15 protein-coding genes are annotated in these 15,493 nt (G+C 62.3%); 13 read left to right on the top strand and 2 right to left on the bottom strand.

The features are described 5' to 3' along the window. The 11 genes from ACYP01_RS10430 to ACYP01_RS10380 all read left to right on the top strand — a co-directional run. Nucleotides 1-568: SDR family oxidoreductase (locus ACYP01_RS10430; RefSeq protein WP_459679836.1), on the top strand; the 568-nt coding region annotated here is incomplete at its 5' end. 487 nt (nt 569-1,055) lie between these two features. After that, nucleotides 1,056-1,820 (top strand): MlaE family ABC transporter permease, encoded by a 765-nt coding sequence (locus ACYP01_RS10425; RefSeq protein WP_003945687.1) that lies wholly within the window; start codon nt 1,056-1,058, stop codon nt 1,818-1,820. Nucleotides 1,821-1,884: 64 nt separating this feature from the next. Next, on the top strand, nt 1,885-2,736 hold the full coding sequence (locus ACYP01_RS10420; RefSeq protein ID WP_003945759.1) for an MlaE family ABC transporter permease: 852 nt from the start codon (nt 1,885-1,887) through the stop codon (nt 2,734-2,736). Between the two features lie 11 nt (nt 2,737-2,747). Beyond that, nucleotides 2,748-3,932 carry an MCE family protein gene (locus tag ACYP01_RS10415; protein WP_042449518.1) on the top strand — a complete coding sequence of 395 codons (1,185 nt, stop codon included), beginning with the start codon at nt 2,748-2,750 and terminating at the stop codon, nt 3,930-3,932. After that, nucleotides 3,932-4,951, top strand: coding sequence for an MCE family protein (locus ACYP01_RS10410; RefSeq protein WP_314675044.1), 1,020 nt, complete (start codon nt 3,932-3,934; stop codon nt 4,949-4,951). Before ACYP01_RS10415 ends, ACYP01_RS10410 begins: the two co-directional genes overlap by 1 nt. Beyond that, nucleotides 4,948-6,006, top strand: a complete 1,059-nt coding sequence (locus tag ACYP01_RS10405; RefSeq protein WP_322000403.1) for an MCE family protein — start codon at nt 4,948-4,950, stop codon at nt 6,004-6,006. The genes ACYP01_RS10410 and ACYP01_RS10405 overlap by 4 nt, the downstream gene beginning before the upstream one ends. Further along, nucleotides 6,003-7,307, top strand: coding sequence for an MCE family protein (locus ACYP01_RS10400; protein ID WP_007734341.1), 1,305 nt, complete (start codon nt 6,003-6,005; stop codon nt 7,305-7,307). Before ACYP01_RS10405 ends, ACYP01_RS10400 begins: the two co-directional genes overlap by 4 nt. Continuing rightward, entirely contained in the window at nt 7,307-8,554 is a 1,248-nt protein-coding gene (locus ACYP01_RS10395; RefSeq protein ID WP_007734342.1) for an MCE family protein, read from the top strand. The genes ACYP01_RS10400 and ACYP01_RS10395 overlap by 1 nt, the downstream gene beginning before the upstream one ends. Then, nucleotides 8,551-9,945, top strand: coding sequence for an MCE family protein (locus tag ACYP01_RS10390; protein ID WP_459679828.1), 1,395 nt, complete (start codon nt 8,551-8,553; stop codon nt 9,943-9,945). The genes ACYP01_RS10395 and ACYP01_RS10390 overlap by 4 nt, the downstream gene beginning before the upstream one ends. After that, nucleotides 9,945-10,778 carry a hypothetical protein gene (locus ACYP01_RS10385; protein WP_459679826.1) on the top strand — a complete coding sequence of 278 codons (834 nt, stop codon included), beginning with the start codon at nt 9,945-9,947 and terminating at the stop codon, nt 10,776-10,778. The genes ACYP01_RS10390 and ACYP01_RS10385 overlap by 1 nt, the downstream gene beginning before the upstream one ends. Beyond that, entirely contained in the window at nt 10,775-11,323 is a 549-nt protein-coding gene (locus ACYP01_RS10380) for a hypothetical protein (protein WP_007734345.1), read from the top strand. Before ACYP01_RS10385 ends, ACYP01_RS10380 begins: the two co-directional genes overlap by 4 nt. Nucleotides 11,324-11,411: 88 nt before the next feature. On the opposite strand, the gene ACYP01_RS10375 is transcribed toward ACYP01_RS10380, so the two are convergent. Together ACYP01_RS10375 and ACYP01_RS10370 are read right to left on the bottom strand one after the other, a co-directional pair. Next, nucleotides 11,412-12,875: an alpha,alpha-trehalose-phosphate synthase (UDP-forming) gene (locus tag ACYP01_RS10375; RefSeq protein WP_085989962.1), complete on the bottom strand. Its 1,464-nt coding sequence runs from the start codon at nt 12,873-12,875 to the stop codon at nt 11,412-11,414. A 103-nt stretch (nt 12,876-12,978) separates the two neighbouring features. Further along, the gene (locus ACYP01_RS10370) at nt 12,979-13,152 is read right to left on the bottom strand and encodes a hypothetical protein (protein ID WP_164490548.1); all 174 of its coding nucleotides are present in this window, start codon (nt 13,150-13,152) and stop codon (nt 12,979-12,981) included. Between the two features lie 156 nt (nt 13,153-13,308). Between ACYP01_RS10370 and ACYP01_RS10365 the strand changes: the two genes are divergently transcribed. Both ACYP01_RS10365 and ACYP01_RS10360 read left to right on the top strand, forming a co-directional pair. Continuing rightward, a complete protein-coding gene (locus ACYP01_RS10365; protein ID WP_459679821.1) occupies nt 13,309-15,063 on the top strand; it encodes an ABC transporter ATP-binding protein in 1,755 nt (584 codons plus the stop codon). Nucleotides 15,064-15,086: 23 nt separating this feature from the next. Beyond that, on the top strand, nt 15,087-15,493 hold a 407-nt coding region (locus ACYP01_RS10360), incomplete at its 3' end, for an ABC transporter transmembrane domain-containing protein (RefSeq protein ID WP_459680230.1).

Genomic DNA, 15,493 nt, shown 5'->3' with positions numbered 1-15,493 from the left:
GGTACTCGAAGTTCATCTTCGCGGCCATTTCCTCCTGTGCCGCAACGCCGCTGCCTACTGGCGGGCGAAATCCAAGGAAGCCGGGGCGCCGGTGTACGGGCGCATCGTCAACACTTCTTCGGAGGCGGGCCTTCTCGGACCGGAAGGGCAGCCCAACTACGGCGCTGCAAAAGCCGGAATCACGGCGCTGACGTTGTCGGCCGCACGTGGGCTCTCGCGCTACGGCGTACGGGCCAACGCGATCTGCCCGCGGGCACGGACGTCGATGACCGAAGGTGTGTTCGGTGACGCGCCGGCCGACGGCATCGATCCGCTCTCGCCCGAGCATGTGGCATCGCTCGTCTCGTACCTGGCATCACCAGCGGCCGACGCCGTCAACGGTCAGGTATTCGTGGTGTACGGACCGATGGTTGCGCTGATGGCGGCGCCCGTCGTCGAGCAGCGGTTCGACGCCGAGGGAGATTCTTGGTCGCCGGAAACGCTGTCCGCAGTGATGGGTGACTACTTCGCAGGCCGTGACCCGGCAAAGATGTTCTCGGCATCGGCGGCCTTGAGGGCGCTGGGCTGAACGGTGCTCGCGACACGTAGAACCGTTGTTCACACTCAGACGGTCTACGTGTCCACTTCCTGGTAGAAATAGCGTGTTCACGAGTCGGTGGGCGCGGCAGTTTGCCTGCGTTCCGTAACGAGACCAACGGTCTCGAAAAAACTGGACTGTGTTCCAATTTTGCATTCCTGCGAACGATGCGATATTCGATCGGCGTGCCCAGTCAAGGCTCTCGCATGGCTGAATTTCGAACCTGGCGCCGAAAGGCGCCGATCATTCAAAAGTATTAATTTCCAGGATATTTCGGCGAAAATTGCATCGAAAAGGGATGCTTCCCATGTCTCCGATCTTCCGGTTTCGGATCGGCGCCGTGAGGCTACTCCTTAGAGTTGGACACTTGTTTTTGACAGGTGAACACGTTCTAGTTAATATGACCTGAGTCACAAGCTGTCGGGGGCTGGACTATGAGAACAGACAGTACTGCGGCAACCAAGGACGAGGAGGGCGAATGGTAGACCTCGTCGAGGTGCCATTACGAGCGGTCGGTGGCTTCTTTCAGATGTCCGCCCAAACCTTGAGGGCAGTCTTCTCCCGCCCTTTCCAGCGGCAAGAGTTCATCGATCAGGCCTGGTTCGTGGCCCGAGTCTCGATGGTGCCGACGGTGCTGGTCGCAATCCCGTTCACGGTGCTGGTCAGCTTCACCATCAACATTCTCTTGCGCGAGATCGGTGCAGCCGACCTCAGTGGTGCCGGAGCTGCCCTCGGCACCGTCACACAGGTCGGCCCCATCGTCACAGTGCTGATCGTCGCCGGCGCCGGCGCAACCGCCATCTGCGCGGATCTTTCGGCCCGAACCATCCGCGAAGAGATCGACGCCATGAAGGTGCTCGGGATCAATCCCATCCACCGGTTGGTCGTTCCCCGAGTGCTCGCGTCGACAGGTGTGGCGCTGCTCCTCAACGGACTGGTCTGCACCATCGGCATCCTCGGCGGTTTCGTCTTCTCCGTGTTCATCCAGGACGTGAACCCCGGCGCCTTCGTCAACGGCATCACACTGCTCACCGGATTCGGTGAGCTCATGCTCTCCATGGTCAAAGCAGGGCTGTTCGGCATGATCGCCGGCCTGGTTGCGGCCTACCTCGGACTCAACGTCAAAGGCGGCGCCAAGAGCGTCGGTGACGCGGTCAACCAGACCGTCGTGTTCGCGTTCATGGCGCTCTTCGTCGTCAACGTGCTCATCACGACCATCGGTATCAAGTTGACGGCCGGATGAGGCCCACGGCAGTCGGAGAGATCGAAGTGGACAGAACGACAAACGAAAGACGGGAGGAGATCTGATGGCGTTGGCCGCAGCGGGACGCTTCCCGCGCACACGTCGACAGATCGGCTCGATCTCTCGCAGTATCGACAGCATCGGTGATCAAGCGCTGTTCTTCGCGAAGGCTCTCGGTCACGCTCCCAAGGCGCTGATGCGCTATCCACGTGAAACTCTGCGACTGATCGCCGAGATCAGCATGGGCACCGGTGCGCTCGCCGTCATCGGTGGCACCGTCGTGATCGTCGGATTCCTGACACTGTTCACCGGTGGCACCATCGCCGTTCAGGGTTACAGCTCGCTGGGCAACATCGGCGTCGAAGCACTGACGGGCTTCTTCGCCGCCTTCATCAACGTTCGCATCGCAGCGCCGGTCATCGCCGGAATCGGCCTCGCCGCGACCATCGGCGCCGGCTCCACCGCGCAGCTCGGTGCGATGCGCGTCTCCGAAGAGATCGACGCGCTGGAGACGATGGCGATCCCGTCGATTCCGTATCTGGTCAGCACCCGCGTCATGGCCGGCATGATCGCGATCATCCCGCTGTACTCACTGGCGGTGATCGCGTCGTTCGTCGCCAGCCGCTTTGCGACGGTGTTCCTCTACAACCAGTCCGGCGGCGTGTACGACCACTACTTCACGACCTTCCTGATACCCACGGACATACTGTGGTCGTTCGCTCAGGCGATAGTCATGGCGCTGGCCGTCATGCTCATCCACACCTACTACGGCTTCAACGCAACCGGTGGCCCGGTCGGCGTCGGTGTCGCGGTGGGTAACGCAGTGCGCGCCTCGTTGATCGCGGTCGTCACGGTCACCCTGCTCATCTCACTCGCCATCTACGGCGGGTCCGGCAACTTCAACCTGTCGGGATAGGCGGGCAAGCGATGACCGTACCCAGATGGCACAAGAAGTTGGCCGCAGCCGGCCTGGTCCTCGGACTCGTGGCGATCGTCGCCGTTGCTCTCACCATGTTCTCGGGTGGGTTCACCAAGAGCACGCCCATCACCGTGACGTCCACGCGTGCCGGCCTCGTCATGGAACCCAATGCCAAGGTGAAGTTGCGTGGAGTGCAGGTCGGCCGCGTCGAATCGATCTCCCTCGACGGCGACCAGGCAAACCTGAAGTTGGCGATGGATCCGGGCCAGATGTCGAAGATTCCGTCGAACGCCCGGGTGGAGATCAAGACCACCACGGTGTTCGGTGCGAAGTACGTCAACATCGTGATTCCCGACGATCCGTCGACCCAGCCGATCCAGGAGGGTGCTGTCATCGCTTCGGACAGCGTCACCGTCGAGTTCAACAGTGTCTTCGAACATCTTTCGGACGTACTCGCGAAGATCGAACCGGAAAAGCTCAACGCCACACTCGGCGCGATCTCCACTGCACTCAACGGGCGCGGCGAGTCGCTGGGTGAGGTTCTCGAGCTCGGTGACACCTATCTGAAGAAGATGAATCCGGTTCTGCCGCAGCTCCAGGAAGACTTGGTCGGCGCCGCCGATGTCACCAATCTGTACGCCGACGTGGCACCGGATCTGATGCGCATTCTCGACAATGCCACCGCGACAAGCGGATCGATCGTGGCCGAGCAGGCAAACCTCGACTTGCTGTTGCTCAACGTCACCGGCCTCGCGGACACCGGCAACGCGTTGTTGACCGACAACGAGCAGAACCTGACCACCGCCCTCGACACTCTGACCGCGACGACGACCCTGCTCGACAAGTACTCGTCGGGTCTGACGTGCTTCATCGTCGGGTTGAACGACGGCCGGATCAAGTTCGAGCCACTGGCAGGCACCGGTGACAAAGCGGCACTGATGCTGAGTGCGAGCTTCATGTACGGCGCCGAGGCGTACCAGAATCCGCAATCTCTCCCCAAGGTCGCGGCCTCCGGCGGACCCAATTGTTATGGTCTGCCCGAATTCGATCCGAAGGTCGACGGGCATGCACCGTTCGCAGTCACCAACACCGGCAACGTGCCCTTCGTTCCCAACACCGAACTGCGCGTTACCGTGCCGACCATTTTCCAGTATCTCTTCGGTGACTCCTACGAGCAGGAAGACGGGAAGTGATGAGACCGACCACGGTCAAGCTGCTGATTTTCACCGTCGTCATGGCGGTCATCTTCGCCGGACTGGCGATCGTCTTCAGTCAGGTGCGCTTCAGCAGCAGCAACGGATTTCACGCCACCTTCTCGGACGTCTCGGGACTCAAGTCCGGCGACAAGGTCCGCATCGCCGGTGTTCCGGTCGGGTCGGTCACCGGAGTGTCCATCGGTGACTCCAACCAGGCCGAGGTCGAGTTCGACGTCGACACCAAGTACTCGCTGATGAAGAGCACCAAAGCGACTGTGCGCTACGAGAACCTGGTGGGCGATCGCTACATGGAACTGCTCGAGGGCGCCGGTTCCACCGAGACGCTTCCGTCGGGTGGATCCATTCCGGTCGATCAGACGTCGCCCGCTCTCGATCTGGATCTGCTGCTCGGCGGATTCAAGCCGCTGCTTCGTTCGCTCGACCCGCAGCAGGTCAACGACCTCTCCGGGGCACTGCTGCAGGTACTCCAGGGCCAGGGCGGAACGCTGGTTTCGTTGCTGGGAAACACCAGTTCGTTCACCAGCACGTTGGCGGACCGAGACCAGCTGATCGGGGACGTCATCACCAATCTCAACGACGTACTCGGCACCATCAACGACAAGGGCGATCAGTTCTCCACCACGATCGATCAGCTCCAGCAGTTGGTCAGTGGATTGGCGAAGGACAGTGGCCCGATCGGCAACTCGATCACCGAGATCGCCGGTGCCACGGGAGATCTCGCGTCGTTGCTGCAGGCGACACGTCCGGACATCCAGACGCTGATCGGGGAGACCAACCGAACGATGACGCAGCTGGACCTGGGCAAGGACGACATCAATACCGCTCTCGGTCGTCTGCCGTCCGACTACCGGAAGCTGATCCGAGTGGGCACGTACGGAGCGTTCTTCCAGTTCTACCTGTGCGCCAACACTTTCAAGTTCTCCGGACCTGACGGAACGACGATCATCTTGCCCACGGCAGTGCAGGACACGGGAAGGTGCGCAAAAGTCTCATGACCCCTACCCGTGAACGCAATCCGGTACAGATCGGTGTCATCGGTCTCGTCCTGGCGGTGGCAACCGTGGGTGCCGCGCTTCAATACGATCAACTCCAGTTCATCAACGGCGGCATTCGCTACTCGGCGTACTTCCAAGATGCCGGCGGCTTGGTCGCCGGCGACAACGTGACCATGGCCGGCGTGAATGTCGGCAAGGTCAGCGACGTCGAACTCGACGACCAGAAGGTACTGGTCACCTTCACCGTTCAGGACGGCGTCGCCCTGGGCGAGCAGACAGCGGCCGATATCAAGACCAACACGGTTCTCGGCCGAAAGTCTTTAGCGGTGCGGCCGGAAGGATCCGGACTGCTGCGGACGGACACGCCGATTCCTATCGAGCGCACCAACTCCCCGTACTCGCTCAACGACGCTCTGGGTGACCTCGGGACAACGGTGTCCGAACTCGACACGGAACAGATCAACGATTCGCTCAACGCGATCTCGGACACCCTGGCCGATACTCCGCCAGAACTTCGCACCGCATTGGACGGAATGACGCGGCTTTCGCAGAGCATCAACTCACGCGACGAGAGCCTGCTCCAATTGCTCTCGCGGGCCGAAGATGTCACCAAGATCCTTTCCGACAGAAGCGGTCAGATCGATTCGTTGCTGGTCGACGGCAACAAGTTGTTTGCCGAACTGAGCTTGCGGCGTGACGCGATCAGCGAACTGATCGTCAACACCGGCGCAGTGTCACGTCAACTGTCAGCGCTGGTGCAGGAGAACGAGGCTCAGATGGGGCCGACCCTCGAGAAGCTGAATTCGGTCGCCGAGGTTCTCCAGCAGAACAAGGACAACATCGCGGGAGCGCTCGACGGACTCGGACCGTACATCACCGCGCTCGGTGAGACCGTGGCCAGCGGCCCGTTCTTCGACGCCTTCATCATCAACATTCTGCCGAGCAACTGGTGGAAGACCCTGGTGGACACCAGCGTCGCGCCCGAGCAGGTTCCGGGCGACCTGGAAGACTTCTTCCCCGGTATTCCACCGACGATCAGGGGGCCGGGAGAATGACCGAGACCATGACTTCACAGGATCCACAGGGCTCCACCAACCCACGCAAGAAGTGGGTGCTGATCGGAGCGGGTGTGCTGGTCGCGCTGCTCGTGGCGGGTGCGGCCTACCTCTTCATCCCTGGCCTGGGCAAGACCAAGATCTCCGCGCACTTCGTCTCGACCACCGGTCTCTACGAGGGCGATGTCGTGCGAGTGCTCGGTGTCAACGTCGGCAAGGTGACGAAGATCGAACCGCGTGATCGGGACACGTACGTCGAGATGAAGATCGACTCGAGCGTCGACGTTCCGGCAGATGCCAAGGCGCTCATCGTTGCTCAAAGCCTCGTGTCCGCACGCTTCGTGCAATTGACCCCCGTGTACTCCGGCGGGGAACAGATGCCCAACGGCGGCGAGATCCCGATCGAGCGCACCGCCGTTCCGGTGGAGTGGGACGAGATCAAGACTGAATTGACCAAACTGTCGGACGCCCTCGGACCGGAGGGTCTGGACGATCAGGGTTCCCTCGGTCGATTCATCGACACCGTGGGAACGAACCTCGACGGTAACGGTGAGTCGATTCGGTCGACGCTGCGCGAACTCTCGGCCACGATGCACACGCTGTCCGAAGGCCGGACCGATTTGTTCTCCACCATTCGGAACCTGCAGGCGTTTGTCACTGCGTTGTCCTCGAGTAACGAGCAGATCGTGCAGTTCAGCGGTCACCTCGCTTCGGTGACAAGCGTTCTCGCAAGCAGCTCCGACGAGTTGGGTACCGCCCTCAGCGATCTCGACCTGGCCGTCGGCGACGTCCAGCGGTTCGTCAAGGACAACAGCGAGGGACTGAGCGAATCGGTTGCGCGTCTCGCCGATGCCACTCAGGTACTGACTGACAAGCGCCCGGAGATCGAGCAGGTTCTGCACTCCGGACCGACGTCGCTTGCCAACTTCTATCAGATCTACAAGCCGGCTCAGGGCAGTATGACCGGCGCAATTGCACTGAGTAACTTCAAGAATCCGATCCAGTGGATCTGTGGTTCCATCGAAGGTATCGAGAGTGGTAACTCCCAGAACAGTGCCGACCTGTGTAAGCAGTACCTCGGGCCGGTGCTCAGCACGATGATCGGCAACTACCCCGGATTCCTGTTCAACCCGGTCGCGGGCGTGCAGGCTTTCCCGGATCAGATCGTCTACACCGAACCGGGATTGGAAGCGGCAAGTCAGAATCAGCCGGAAACCGTCGCAGGACCGATGTCAGGTGCTCCCATGACGAGTGTTCCCAAGGATCTCGCCGAACTCTTCAACATGGGCGGAGGGAACTGATGCGGGTAGCTCGCAAGACCACGGTTGCGGTGTTGGCCACGGCAGTGGCTCTCGGCGCCAGCGGTTGTGAATGGAACGGTCTCAACTCGGTGCCGATGCCAGGCACTCAAGGCCGGGGCGAAGGCGCATACGAGGTTCAGATCGAGATGCCGAACGTGACTACGCTGTCGCAGAATTCGCCCGTCCGGGTGGATGACGTGGCAGTGGGAAGCGTTTCGAACATCGAGGTTCAAGGCTGGCACGCTCTGGTGACGGTGTCGCTGAATCCCGAGGTTCAGTTGCCGGCCAACGCGACGGCAAAAATCGGTCAGACCAGCTTGCTCGGCTCTCAGCACATCGAGTTGGCGCCGCCGGTTGGAGAAGAGCCCGAGGGCCGACTCGAAGCCGGTGACCTGATTCCGATCGAGCGAGCGGGCGCTTACCCGACGACGGAACAGACGCTGTCGTCGCTGTCGGTTGTTCTCAACGGCGGCGGTCTCGCTCAGGTTCAGGACATCACGAAGGAACTCAACGCCGCTCTCGGTGGGCGTGAAGATTCCGTTCGAGACCTCCTGCCTCAGCTCGATCAGCTGGTCGGAAGTCTGGACAAGCAACGAGGCGACATCGTTTCGGCGATGGAAGGACTCGATCGACTGTCCTCGACCGTCCAGGCACAGCACGACACCTTGAACAAAGCGCTCGAAGGTATTCCGCCGGCACTCGAGATTCTTGTCGCTCAGCGTCAGGACATCACCAACGCGTTGACCTCCCTCGGTGGTCTCAGCGAGGTGGCCAGTCGCGTCATCCAGGAGAGCGGCGACGATTTCGCGACCAACGTTCGGGCTCTTTCGCCGACTCTGAAGGCCTTGGCGGATTCGGGTAACGCTCTCACTCAGGTTCTCGGAGTCCTCTTGACGTTCCCGTTCCCACAGAACGGAATCGACAACGTCATCCGCGGTGACTATGCCAACCTGGCGATGACCATCGACATCTCGCTGCCCCGACTCGACGCGAACTTCCTCACCGGAACTCCGTTGGCCGGAACACTCTCCGGACCAGAAGGCGTGTTGGGTAAGCAGGCGGGGCTCGCCGGACAGACAGGCAACCCGTTGAGCGATCCGCTCAAGCCTGCCGCACCGCCGGCACAAGCTCCCGCCGGACAGGCTCCCGCTGCGCAGGCCCCGGCAGCGGATCCGAATACCATTCAGATTCCGGGACTTCCGCCGATCAACATTCCAGGACTTCCTCAGGGGGCACCGGCACCATGATGCTCACAAAGTTCGTCCGTATCCAGCTCACCATCTTCGCCGTCTTGACGGTCGTCGGTTTGATCGTGATGGCCACTCAGTACGTGCGTGTTCCGGCGATGGTCGGTATCGGCCGTTACGACGTCACTGTCGAATTGCCCGCCACCGGTGGGCTGTACAAGAACTCGAACGTCACCTACCGCGGTCAGACCATCGGTGTCGTGAACGCGGTGGAGTTGTCGGAAACGGGCGTGAATGCGCGACTGTCTCTCGAGAGCGGCGTCAAGGTGCCCTCGGACGTCGACGCTGCGGTCAAGAGTGTGTCGGCGATCGGCGAGCAGTTCGTCGATCTGATTCCGCACACCGACAGCTCCGGAGCGATCGTGGTCGACGGGCATCTGGAAAACGGATCGGTGATTCCCGAAGACCGAACCAGCATTCCCCAGGATGTCGGCGCGATGCTCGATCAGGCAGATCTGTTGCTGCAGAGCATTTCCGACACCAAGCTCAAGACCGTCATCGACGAATCCTTCAAGGCGTTCAACGGTGCCGGCCCGGATCTGCAGAAGCTGATCGACTCGGCTCGGCTGTTCGTCGAAGAGGCGAACAACAACTCCGACGCGACCAAGACCCTGATCGAGCAGGCCGGTCCACTCCTGGACACCCAGGTGGTCAGCAGCGACGCCATCCGTTCCTGGACAAGCAATCTGGTGACGTTCACCGACCAGCTCCGCGCCAGCGACCCTGATCTGCGTGCCGTCATCCAGAAGGGTCCGGCCGCAGCGGCGGAGGCGAATGCTCTTCTGCAAGACATGCAGCCGACATTGCCGATTCTTCTGGCGAACCTCGTGTCCGTCGGACAGGTCGGCGTGATCTACAACAACGCGATCGAGCAGATTCTGGTCATCTACCCGCCGCTGGCCGCGGCGCTGGTCACGGTGGCAGGCTCCGGCCCGGCTGCGGATGGTGCACTGGTGGACTTCCACATGGAGGTCAACGACCCGCCGCCGTGCACTACAGGATTCCTGCCCGCAGAGCAGTGGCGCAGTCCGAAGGACGAATCACCAATCGAGACGCCGACGGATCTCTTCTGCCAGGTTGCCCAGGATTCGCCGATCGCCGTGCGCGGCGCGAGAAACCTTCCCTGCGAGGAGTATCCGGGACGTCGTGCGCCGACGGTCGAACAGTGCCGTTCCGGCTACGTACCGATGGGCACGAACCCGCAATCCGGGCCTCCGGAACCGATTACCGCGACCCCGAGCTCGTACACGTCGACGCCTTCGGTCTCGGCTCGTCGGTACGATCCGATTACAGGCACGTACATCGGGCCGGACGGAAGGACGTACTCGCAACCGAACCTCGGTGGCGGCGACGTCAGTCTCGAACAGTTCATGAAGGGTCAGCAGGGTTGATGACAGACGAAGATCCACAGGCCGGGCAGCGGGTGCGCCGTCGCGCGTCCCGCAGCGCCGGACCCACGGGTGCGGATGCAGACGCTGCCGCGGTAGTAGTGCCCACCGAAAAGAAGTCGGCCGAACAGAAGCCAGCCGAGCAGAAGCCAGCCGAGCAGAAGGCGGCCGAGCAGAAGCCGGCCGAGCAGAAGCCAGCTGAGCAGAAGGCGGCGGCGCCAGTTGCTTTGGGCAAGCCCGATACTCCACCTGAGAAGGTCGTCAGCGGTGATCAGGTCACGACCGAGGCTGAGCCGACCGGTACCGCCGAAACCCCCGCAGAAACTGCTGTGGACACCCCTGTTCGTTCGAAGCCCAAGGCCGGGTTGGTAGTCGGGATCGCCATTGCTTCGGTGATCGCTGTTGCTCTTGCGGCCCTGACGGTGTTTCTTCTCGTCGACCGGAACAAGGCGTCCAATGCCGACGAGGACCGAGCCCGCTACGTGGCCGGTGCCCGGACCACCGCACTGAATCTGACGACACTGCACGCGGATACAGCGGCTGCCGACCTCGACAAGTTCCTCGCCGGCACCACCGACGAGTTCAAGTCGCAGTTCGACGGACGCAAGGATTCGTTCGTCAACGTCCTCGGGCAGGCCGGAGTTCAAACCGACGGCGAGGTGCTCGAGGCCGGGTTCGAGAAATCCGACGGCAATTGCGGGACTTCATTGGTCGCGGTGCGCGCGATGCAGAAGAACGGCGACGAAGCGCCCGCCGAACGCAACTACCGACTCCGAATCACCATGTGCGACGTCGACGGGCAGTTGCTTGCCTCGAATGTGGAGTTTGTGCCATGACCCCAGAAGTGAACCCCGAGACGTCCAAGCAAGTTTCGCCGAAGCCGAAGCGCGCCTCACCGCTCGCCATCATCCTGTGCGTCATCAGTGCAGTGGCCATCGCGTTGGCGGCAGTGTCGGCGTATCTCTACTTCGGTCCGGACGGAACGCGTGACACCGCAGCGATCGATCAGACCAGAGACGAAGTGGCACAGGCCTCTTCCGATCAGGCGGTTGCGATGTTCCAGTACGACTACAACAACGTCGATCAGCAGTTGCACGCGGCCACAGACGGTTTGACGGGCGATTTCCAGGGCACGTTCACCAACCTGATCGAATCGGTGATCATTCCGGGAGCCAAGGAAAAGTCGCTGACCGTTCAGGTCGTCGTCCAGGGTGCCGCGGTTCTCGACGCCGAGGCAGACAGCGCGACGACGATGCTGTTCCTCAATCAGATCACGACGTCTTCGGAATCGCCCGAAGCCGTTGCCAGTGGCAGTCGCGTGAAGATGAGTCTGGAGAAGCAGGACGGGCGTTGGCTCGTGAACAACGTCCAACCCTTCTGATCAAACACACGAAGGCTGGAGTCGGGTACGAAAGAGGCTGGGGCCGCGGAGATTCACTCTCCGCGGCCTCAGCCTTTGTGCACTGTCCTCAGTGGTCTTGTGCTTCGGCCGGGGCGATAAGCGCCGGGCCTGCGGCACCGCCGTGTGCGAGCGCGTCGAGGAACGAGCGCGCCCAGCGGTCGACGTCGTGCGTCAGGACCTGACGACGTAGCGCACGCATGTGGCGCCGGCCGTCCTCGCGCGGTTGATTGAGGGCCTTCTCCATCGAATCCTTGACGTCGTCGAGGTCGTGAGGATTGCACAGGAATGCCTGGCGGAGTTCTGCTGCGGCACCGGTGAATTCGCTGAGCAGCAATGCACCACCCAGATCACTGCGGCAGGCGACGTATTCCTTCGCGACGAGGTTCATGCCGTCACGCAGCGGCGTGACGAGCATGAGATCGGCGGCGACGAAGAACGCGACCAGTTCGTCGCGTGGGATCGGCCGATGGATGTAATGGACGACGGGGCGGCCGACTTCGCTGAACTCGCCATTGATCCGGGAGACCTTCTGCTCGATGTCTCCGCGCATCTGTACGTAGCTTTCGACGCGTTCGCGGCTCGGGGTCGCCAGCTGCACCATGACGGTGTCGGCGGGATCGATGCGCTTCTCCATGAGAAGTTCGTGGAGCGCAGCGAGCCTGACGTCGATGCCTTTGGTGTAGTCGAGGCGGTCGACGCCCAGCATGATGTGCTTGGGGTTTCCGAGTTCTTTGCGAATCTGCTTGGCGCGGTCTCGAATTGCCTTGGTGCGCGAGAGCTCGTCGAGCTTGCCGGAGTCGATGGAGATAGGGAAGGCGCCGACGCGGACGCTACGGAAACCTACTTGCACCACACCGAGTTTGGAGCGGACGCCGACGGTTCCACGTGAAGTCTGTTGCCCGGCAAGGCGTCTGGCCAGGTACAGGAAGTTCTGTGCGCCACCCGGAAGGTGGAAGCCGATGAGGTCGGCGCCGAGGAGGCCTTCGACGATCTCGGTGCGCCACGGCATCTGCATGAACAGCTCGACCGGGGGAAACGGAATGTGCAGGAAGAAGCCGATGGTCAGGTCGGGGCGCAGCATCCGCAGCATCTTCGGTACCAACTGCAGCTGGTAGTCCTGGATCCAGACTGTCGCGCCCTGTGCCGCTGCCTTGGAGGTGGCTTCGGCGAATCGCCGGTTCACCTCGACGTAGGCGTTCCACCATTCGCGGTGGTACTCGGGTTTGACGATGACGTCGTGATAGAGCGGCCAGAGGGTGGCGTTGGAGAATCCCTCGTAGTACTCGTTGATCTCCTCGGCGCTCAGCGGCACGGGGTAGAGCTCGAGTCCGTCTTCGACGATGGGGTCGAGCTCGGCGTCCGCCACCCCCGCCCAGCCCACCCACGCGCCCTGATTGCTGCGCAGGATCGGCTCGAGAGCGGTGACCAGTCCGCCGGGGCTTCGCTTCCAGCGGGTGGTGCCGTCGGGAAGCCGTTCCAAGTCGACGGGCAGGCGGTTCGCTACGACAACGAACTCAGCCTGCCCGGACACGGCTTCACCGGTCGAAGAAGCAGGTGCGCTGTCAGAAAGGGTTGAACTGGTCGAATCCGGACTGACAGGCACGTGGTTCCTTCTCGGTCGGTGAGGGAAAGATTCAGTCGAGCTTGGCGGCGGGGGAGATACCGAGCATCGAGAGCAGCATCCTGCACTCGTCGGCATCTTCCGCGTAGGCAGCGACGACGCGCTGTGCCTGACGAGCAGTTTCGTCCGCTACGGGCTCGAGGTCCTCGTCCGCGATCTCGGTTTCGACGGTCGTGTTCTCAGCCATCATGTTCCTCTCGTGCTTGCCTGCACGGCGCAAGCAATGGTTCTTACTCGCGACTCTATGAGAACTGGGCGTGTCGACGCTAGTTGCTCATGTATTAGGGTCGACTTACTTATCTCTGTACTCAACTTTATCGCTTCCATCGATGCTTGGAGTTCCATGAGTTCGACCCCCTCGAGTGTGACCGTCGACTCGGACGAGCCGGATAGTGGCAATCACAGCGGTGCTGCGATTCTGCGACGTGTCCTCGTCCGTAACCGTGGCCCGCTCGCCATCGGCACGGTTCTGGTCTGTCTGCACCAACTGACCGAGACGGCGGTGCCGATCTCCATCGGTGTGATCATCGACCGTGCGGTGGAGACTTCGGACACCACGGCCCTGATCGTCTCCATCGTCGGTCTCGCGGCTCTGTTTCTCGTTCTGACGGCCGCGTGGCGCTTCGGCGCACGCTTCATCGTCACCGCGATGCAGCGGGAGGCTCATCGCCTCCGGCTCGAGGTGGCGCACCGCGTCCTCGATCCGCGTGGGGTGCGCACCGATCTGCGTTCGGGTGAATTGCTGACAGTCTCGACATCCGATGCCGAGCAGACTTCGTGGATCGCGGACATCGTCCCGCGCGCCGCTGCGGCCCTGACAGCTGCGGTGGCGTCGGCGGTGGCGTTGGTGTGGATCGACCTCTGGCTGGGGCTGGCCGTTCTGATCGGAACGCCGGTCATTCTCGGTCTGCTGCAATTGGCGGCGCCTCTCATCACGTCGAGGGCCACCGGTCAGCAGGCGTCGATCGCTCGGGCGTCGGCGATGGCTACGGATCTGGTCAGCGGATTGCGTCCGCTGCGCGGTGTCGGCGGCGAGAAGACCGCGTCGGCGCGCTACCGCACGGTCAGCCGTCAAGCGCTCGCATCGACGATCGGCACGGCCAAGGCGACCGGTATCTACACCGGCGTTGCCGCGACCATCAGTGCGTTGCTCGCGGTCGGTGTTGCGGGGTTCGCGGGATACTTCGCGTTGCAGGACCGGATCACGGTCGGTGAACTGATCACCGTGGTGGGGCTTGCGCAGTTCATCATCGAACCGCTCGGATTGCTTGCGTCCATTCCCGGATACTTCGCGGTGGCGCGAGCGTCGTCGGATCGACTGGCACTGGTCTTGGACGCGGAGCCACTGCGTGGCGCGGGTTCGCAGACCGAACTCGAAGGCACCGACCTGACTCTCGACAGAGTCGAGTACAAGTCACTCAAGGGCATCGACCTGCATCTGCCTGCCGGAGAACTGCTGGGCGTCGTGGCTTACCAGCCGCAGGACGCCGACGCTCTTGTCGCGGTCCTGTCCGGTCAGCTGGCGCAGGACGCGTATCGCGGAGTGGTGAGGGTTGGCGGAATCAGCCTGTCCGACATGGACTTGCGATTGGCACGTCGGACGGTGTTGGTGGAGCCGCACATCACCGATCTGTTCTCCGGGTCGCTTGCGTCGAACGTCACCGCGGGCGCCGGTGATGCCGCTGCTCTCGACATCCAGAGTGCTCTGGTGGCGTCGGCAGCGGCGGATGTCGTCGACGCACATCCGGACGGTCTCGACCTCGAAGTGACCGATCGGGGCGCCAGTTTGTCGGGAGGCCAGCGGCAACGCGTCGCCCTCGCGCGCGCCTTGGTGGCACAGGCACCCGTGATGGTCCTGCACGATCCGACGACGGCGGTGGACGCGGTTACCGAGGCATCGATCGCCGAAGGAATCGCACAACTGCGGCACGAGGGTGCCGGTGGCATCCACACGACGGTATTGATCACCAGCAGCCCCGCCTTGCTGGCCGTGACGGATCGGGTGATCGTGTTGAACGACGGAGTGATCGCCTCGACGGGCACACATTCCGAACTCTCTCGCGGCGACGCGAACTACCGAGGAGCGGTGCTGCGGTGACGGCCACGGACACGACAACCGAAATGCCGGCCGGGGAGAACGCCGAGAAGGTGACAGAGCGCGAGTTGTTGCCGATCGCGAGTGGTCGCCAGACCTGGAAGTGGTTGCGGGCGGCGCTGACCGAACACCGGATGCAGAGCCTGCTGGTCCTGATCGTCGCGGCTTCGGCGTCGGCGATGGCCTTGGTGCCGATTTACGTCTTCGGCGTCCTGGTCGACCGGGTCCGGGACAACGCGCCCACGTCGACGATCGTCGGGGTGGTCGTGATCATCGCCGCTGCCGCAATCGTGGGCGGTGTGTTCACCGGTGTGGCTGCCTATCTGATCAAGCGGCTCGGTGAGACGATCCTGGCGGATCTGCGAGAGCGGACCGTGGACCGGGCACTGCGACTGCCGATCCAGACCGTCGAGAAGGTCGGTAAGGGCGATCT

This window comes from Rhodococcus sp. no. 34 (assembly GCF_054589475.1).
The sequence above is the reverse complement of the archived record's forward strand: the minus strand, read 5'-3'. Positions and strand labels throughout refer to the sequence as shown.

Bases quoted from the DNA above. Each gene is read 5' to 3' on its own strand.
- ACYP01_RS10390 (WP_459679828.1), top strand. From the start codon at position 8,551: ATGATGCTCACAAAGTTCGTCCGTATCCAGCTCACCATCTTCGCCGTC.
- ACYP01_RS10400 (WP_007734341.1), top strand. From the start codon at position 6,003: ATGACCGAGACCATGACTTCACAGGATCCACAGGGCTCCACCAACCCA.
- ACYP01_RS10395 (WP_007734342.1), top strand. From the start codon at position 7,307: ATGCGGGTAGCTCGCAAGACCACGGTTGCGGTGTTGGCCACGGCAGTG.
- ACYP01_RS10380 (WP_007734345.1), top strand. From the start codon at position 10,775: ATGACCCCAGAAGTGAACCCCGAGACGTCCAAGCAAGTTTCGCCGAAG.
- ACYP01_RS10410 (WP_314675044.1), top strand. From the start codon at position 3,932: ATGAGACCGACCACGGTCAAGCTGCTGATTTTCACCGTCGTCATGGCG.
- ACYP01_RS10415 (WP_042449518.1), top strand. From the start codon at position 2,748: ATGACCGTACCCAGATGGCACAAGAAGTTGGCCGCAGCCGGCCTGGTC.
- ACYP01_RS10365 (WP_459679821.1), top strand. From the start codon at position 13,309: ATGAGTTCGACCCCCTCGAGTGTGACCGTCGACTCGGACGAGCCGGAT.
- ACYP01_RS10370 (WP_164490548.1), bottom strand. From the start codon at position 13,152: ATGGCTGAGAACACGACCGTCGAAACCGAGATCGCGGACGAGGACCTC.
- ACYP01_RS10385 (WP_459679826.1), top strand. From the start codon at position 9,945: ATGACAGACGAAGATCCACAGGCCGGGCAGCGGGTGCGCCGTCGCGCG.
- ACYP01_RS10405 (WP_322000403.1), top strand. From the start codon at position 4,948: ATGACCCCTACCCGTGAACGCAATCCGGTACAGATCGGTGTCATCGGT.
- ACYP01_RS10420 (WP_003945759.1), top strand. From the start codon at position 1,885: ATGGCGTTGGCCGCAGCGGGACGCTTCCCGCGCACACGTCGACAGATC.
- ACYP01_RS10425 (WP_003945687.1), top strand. From the start codon at position 1,056: ATGGTAGACCTCGTCGAGGTGCCATTACGAGCGGTCGGTGGCTTCTTT.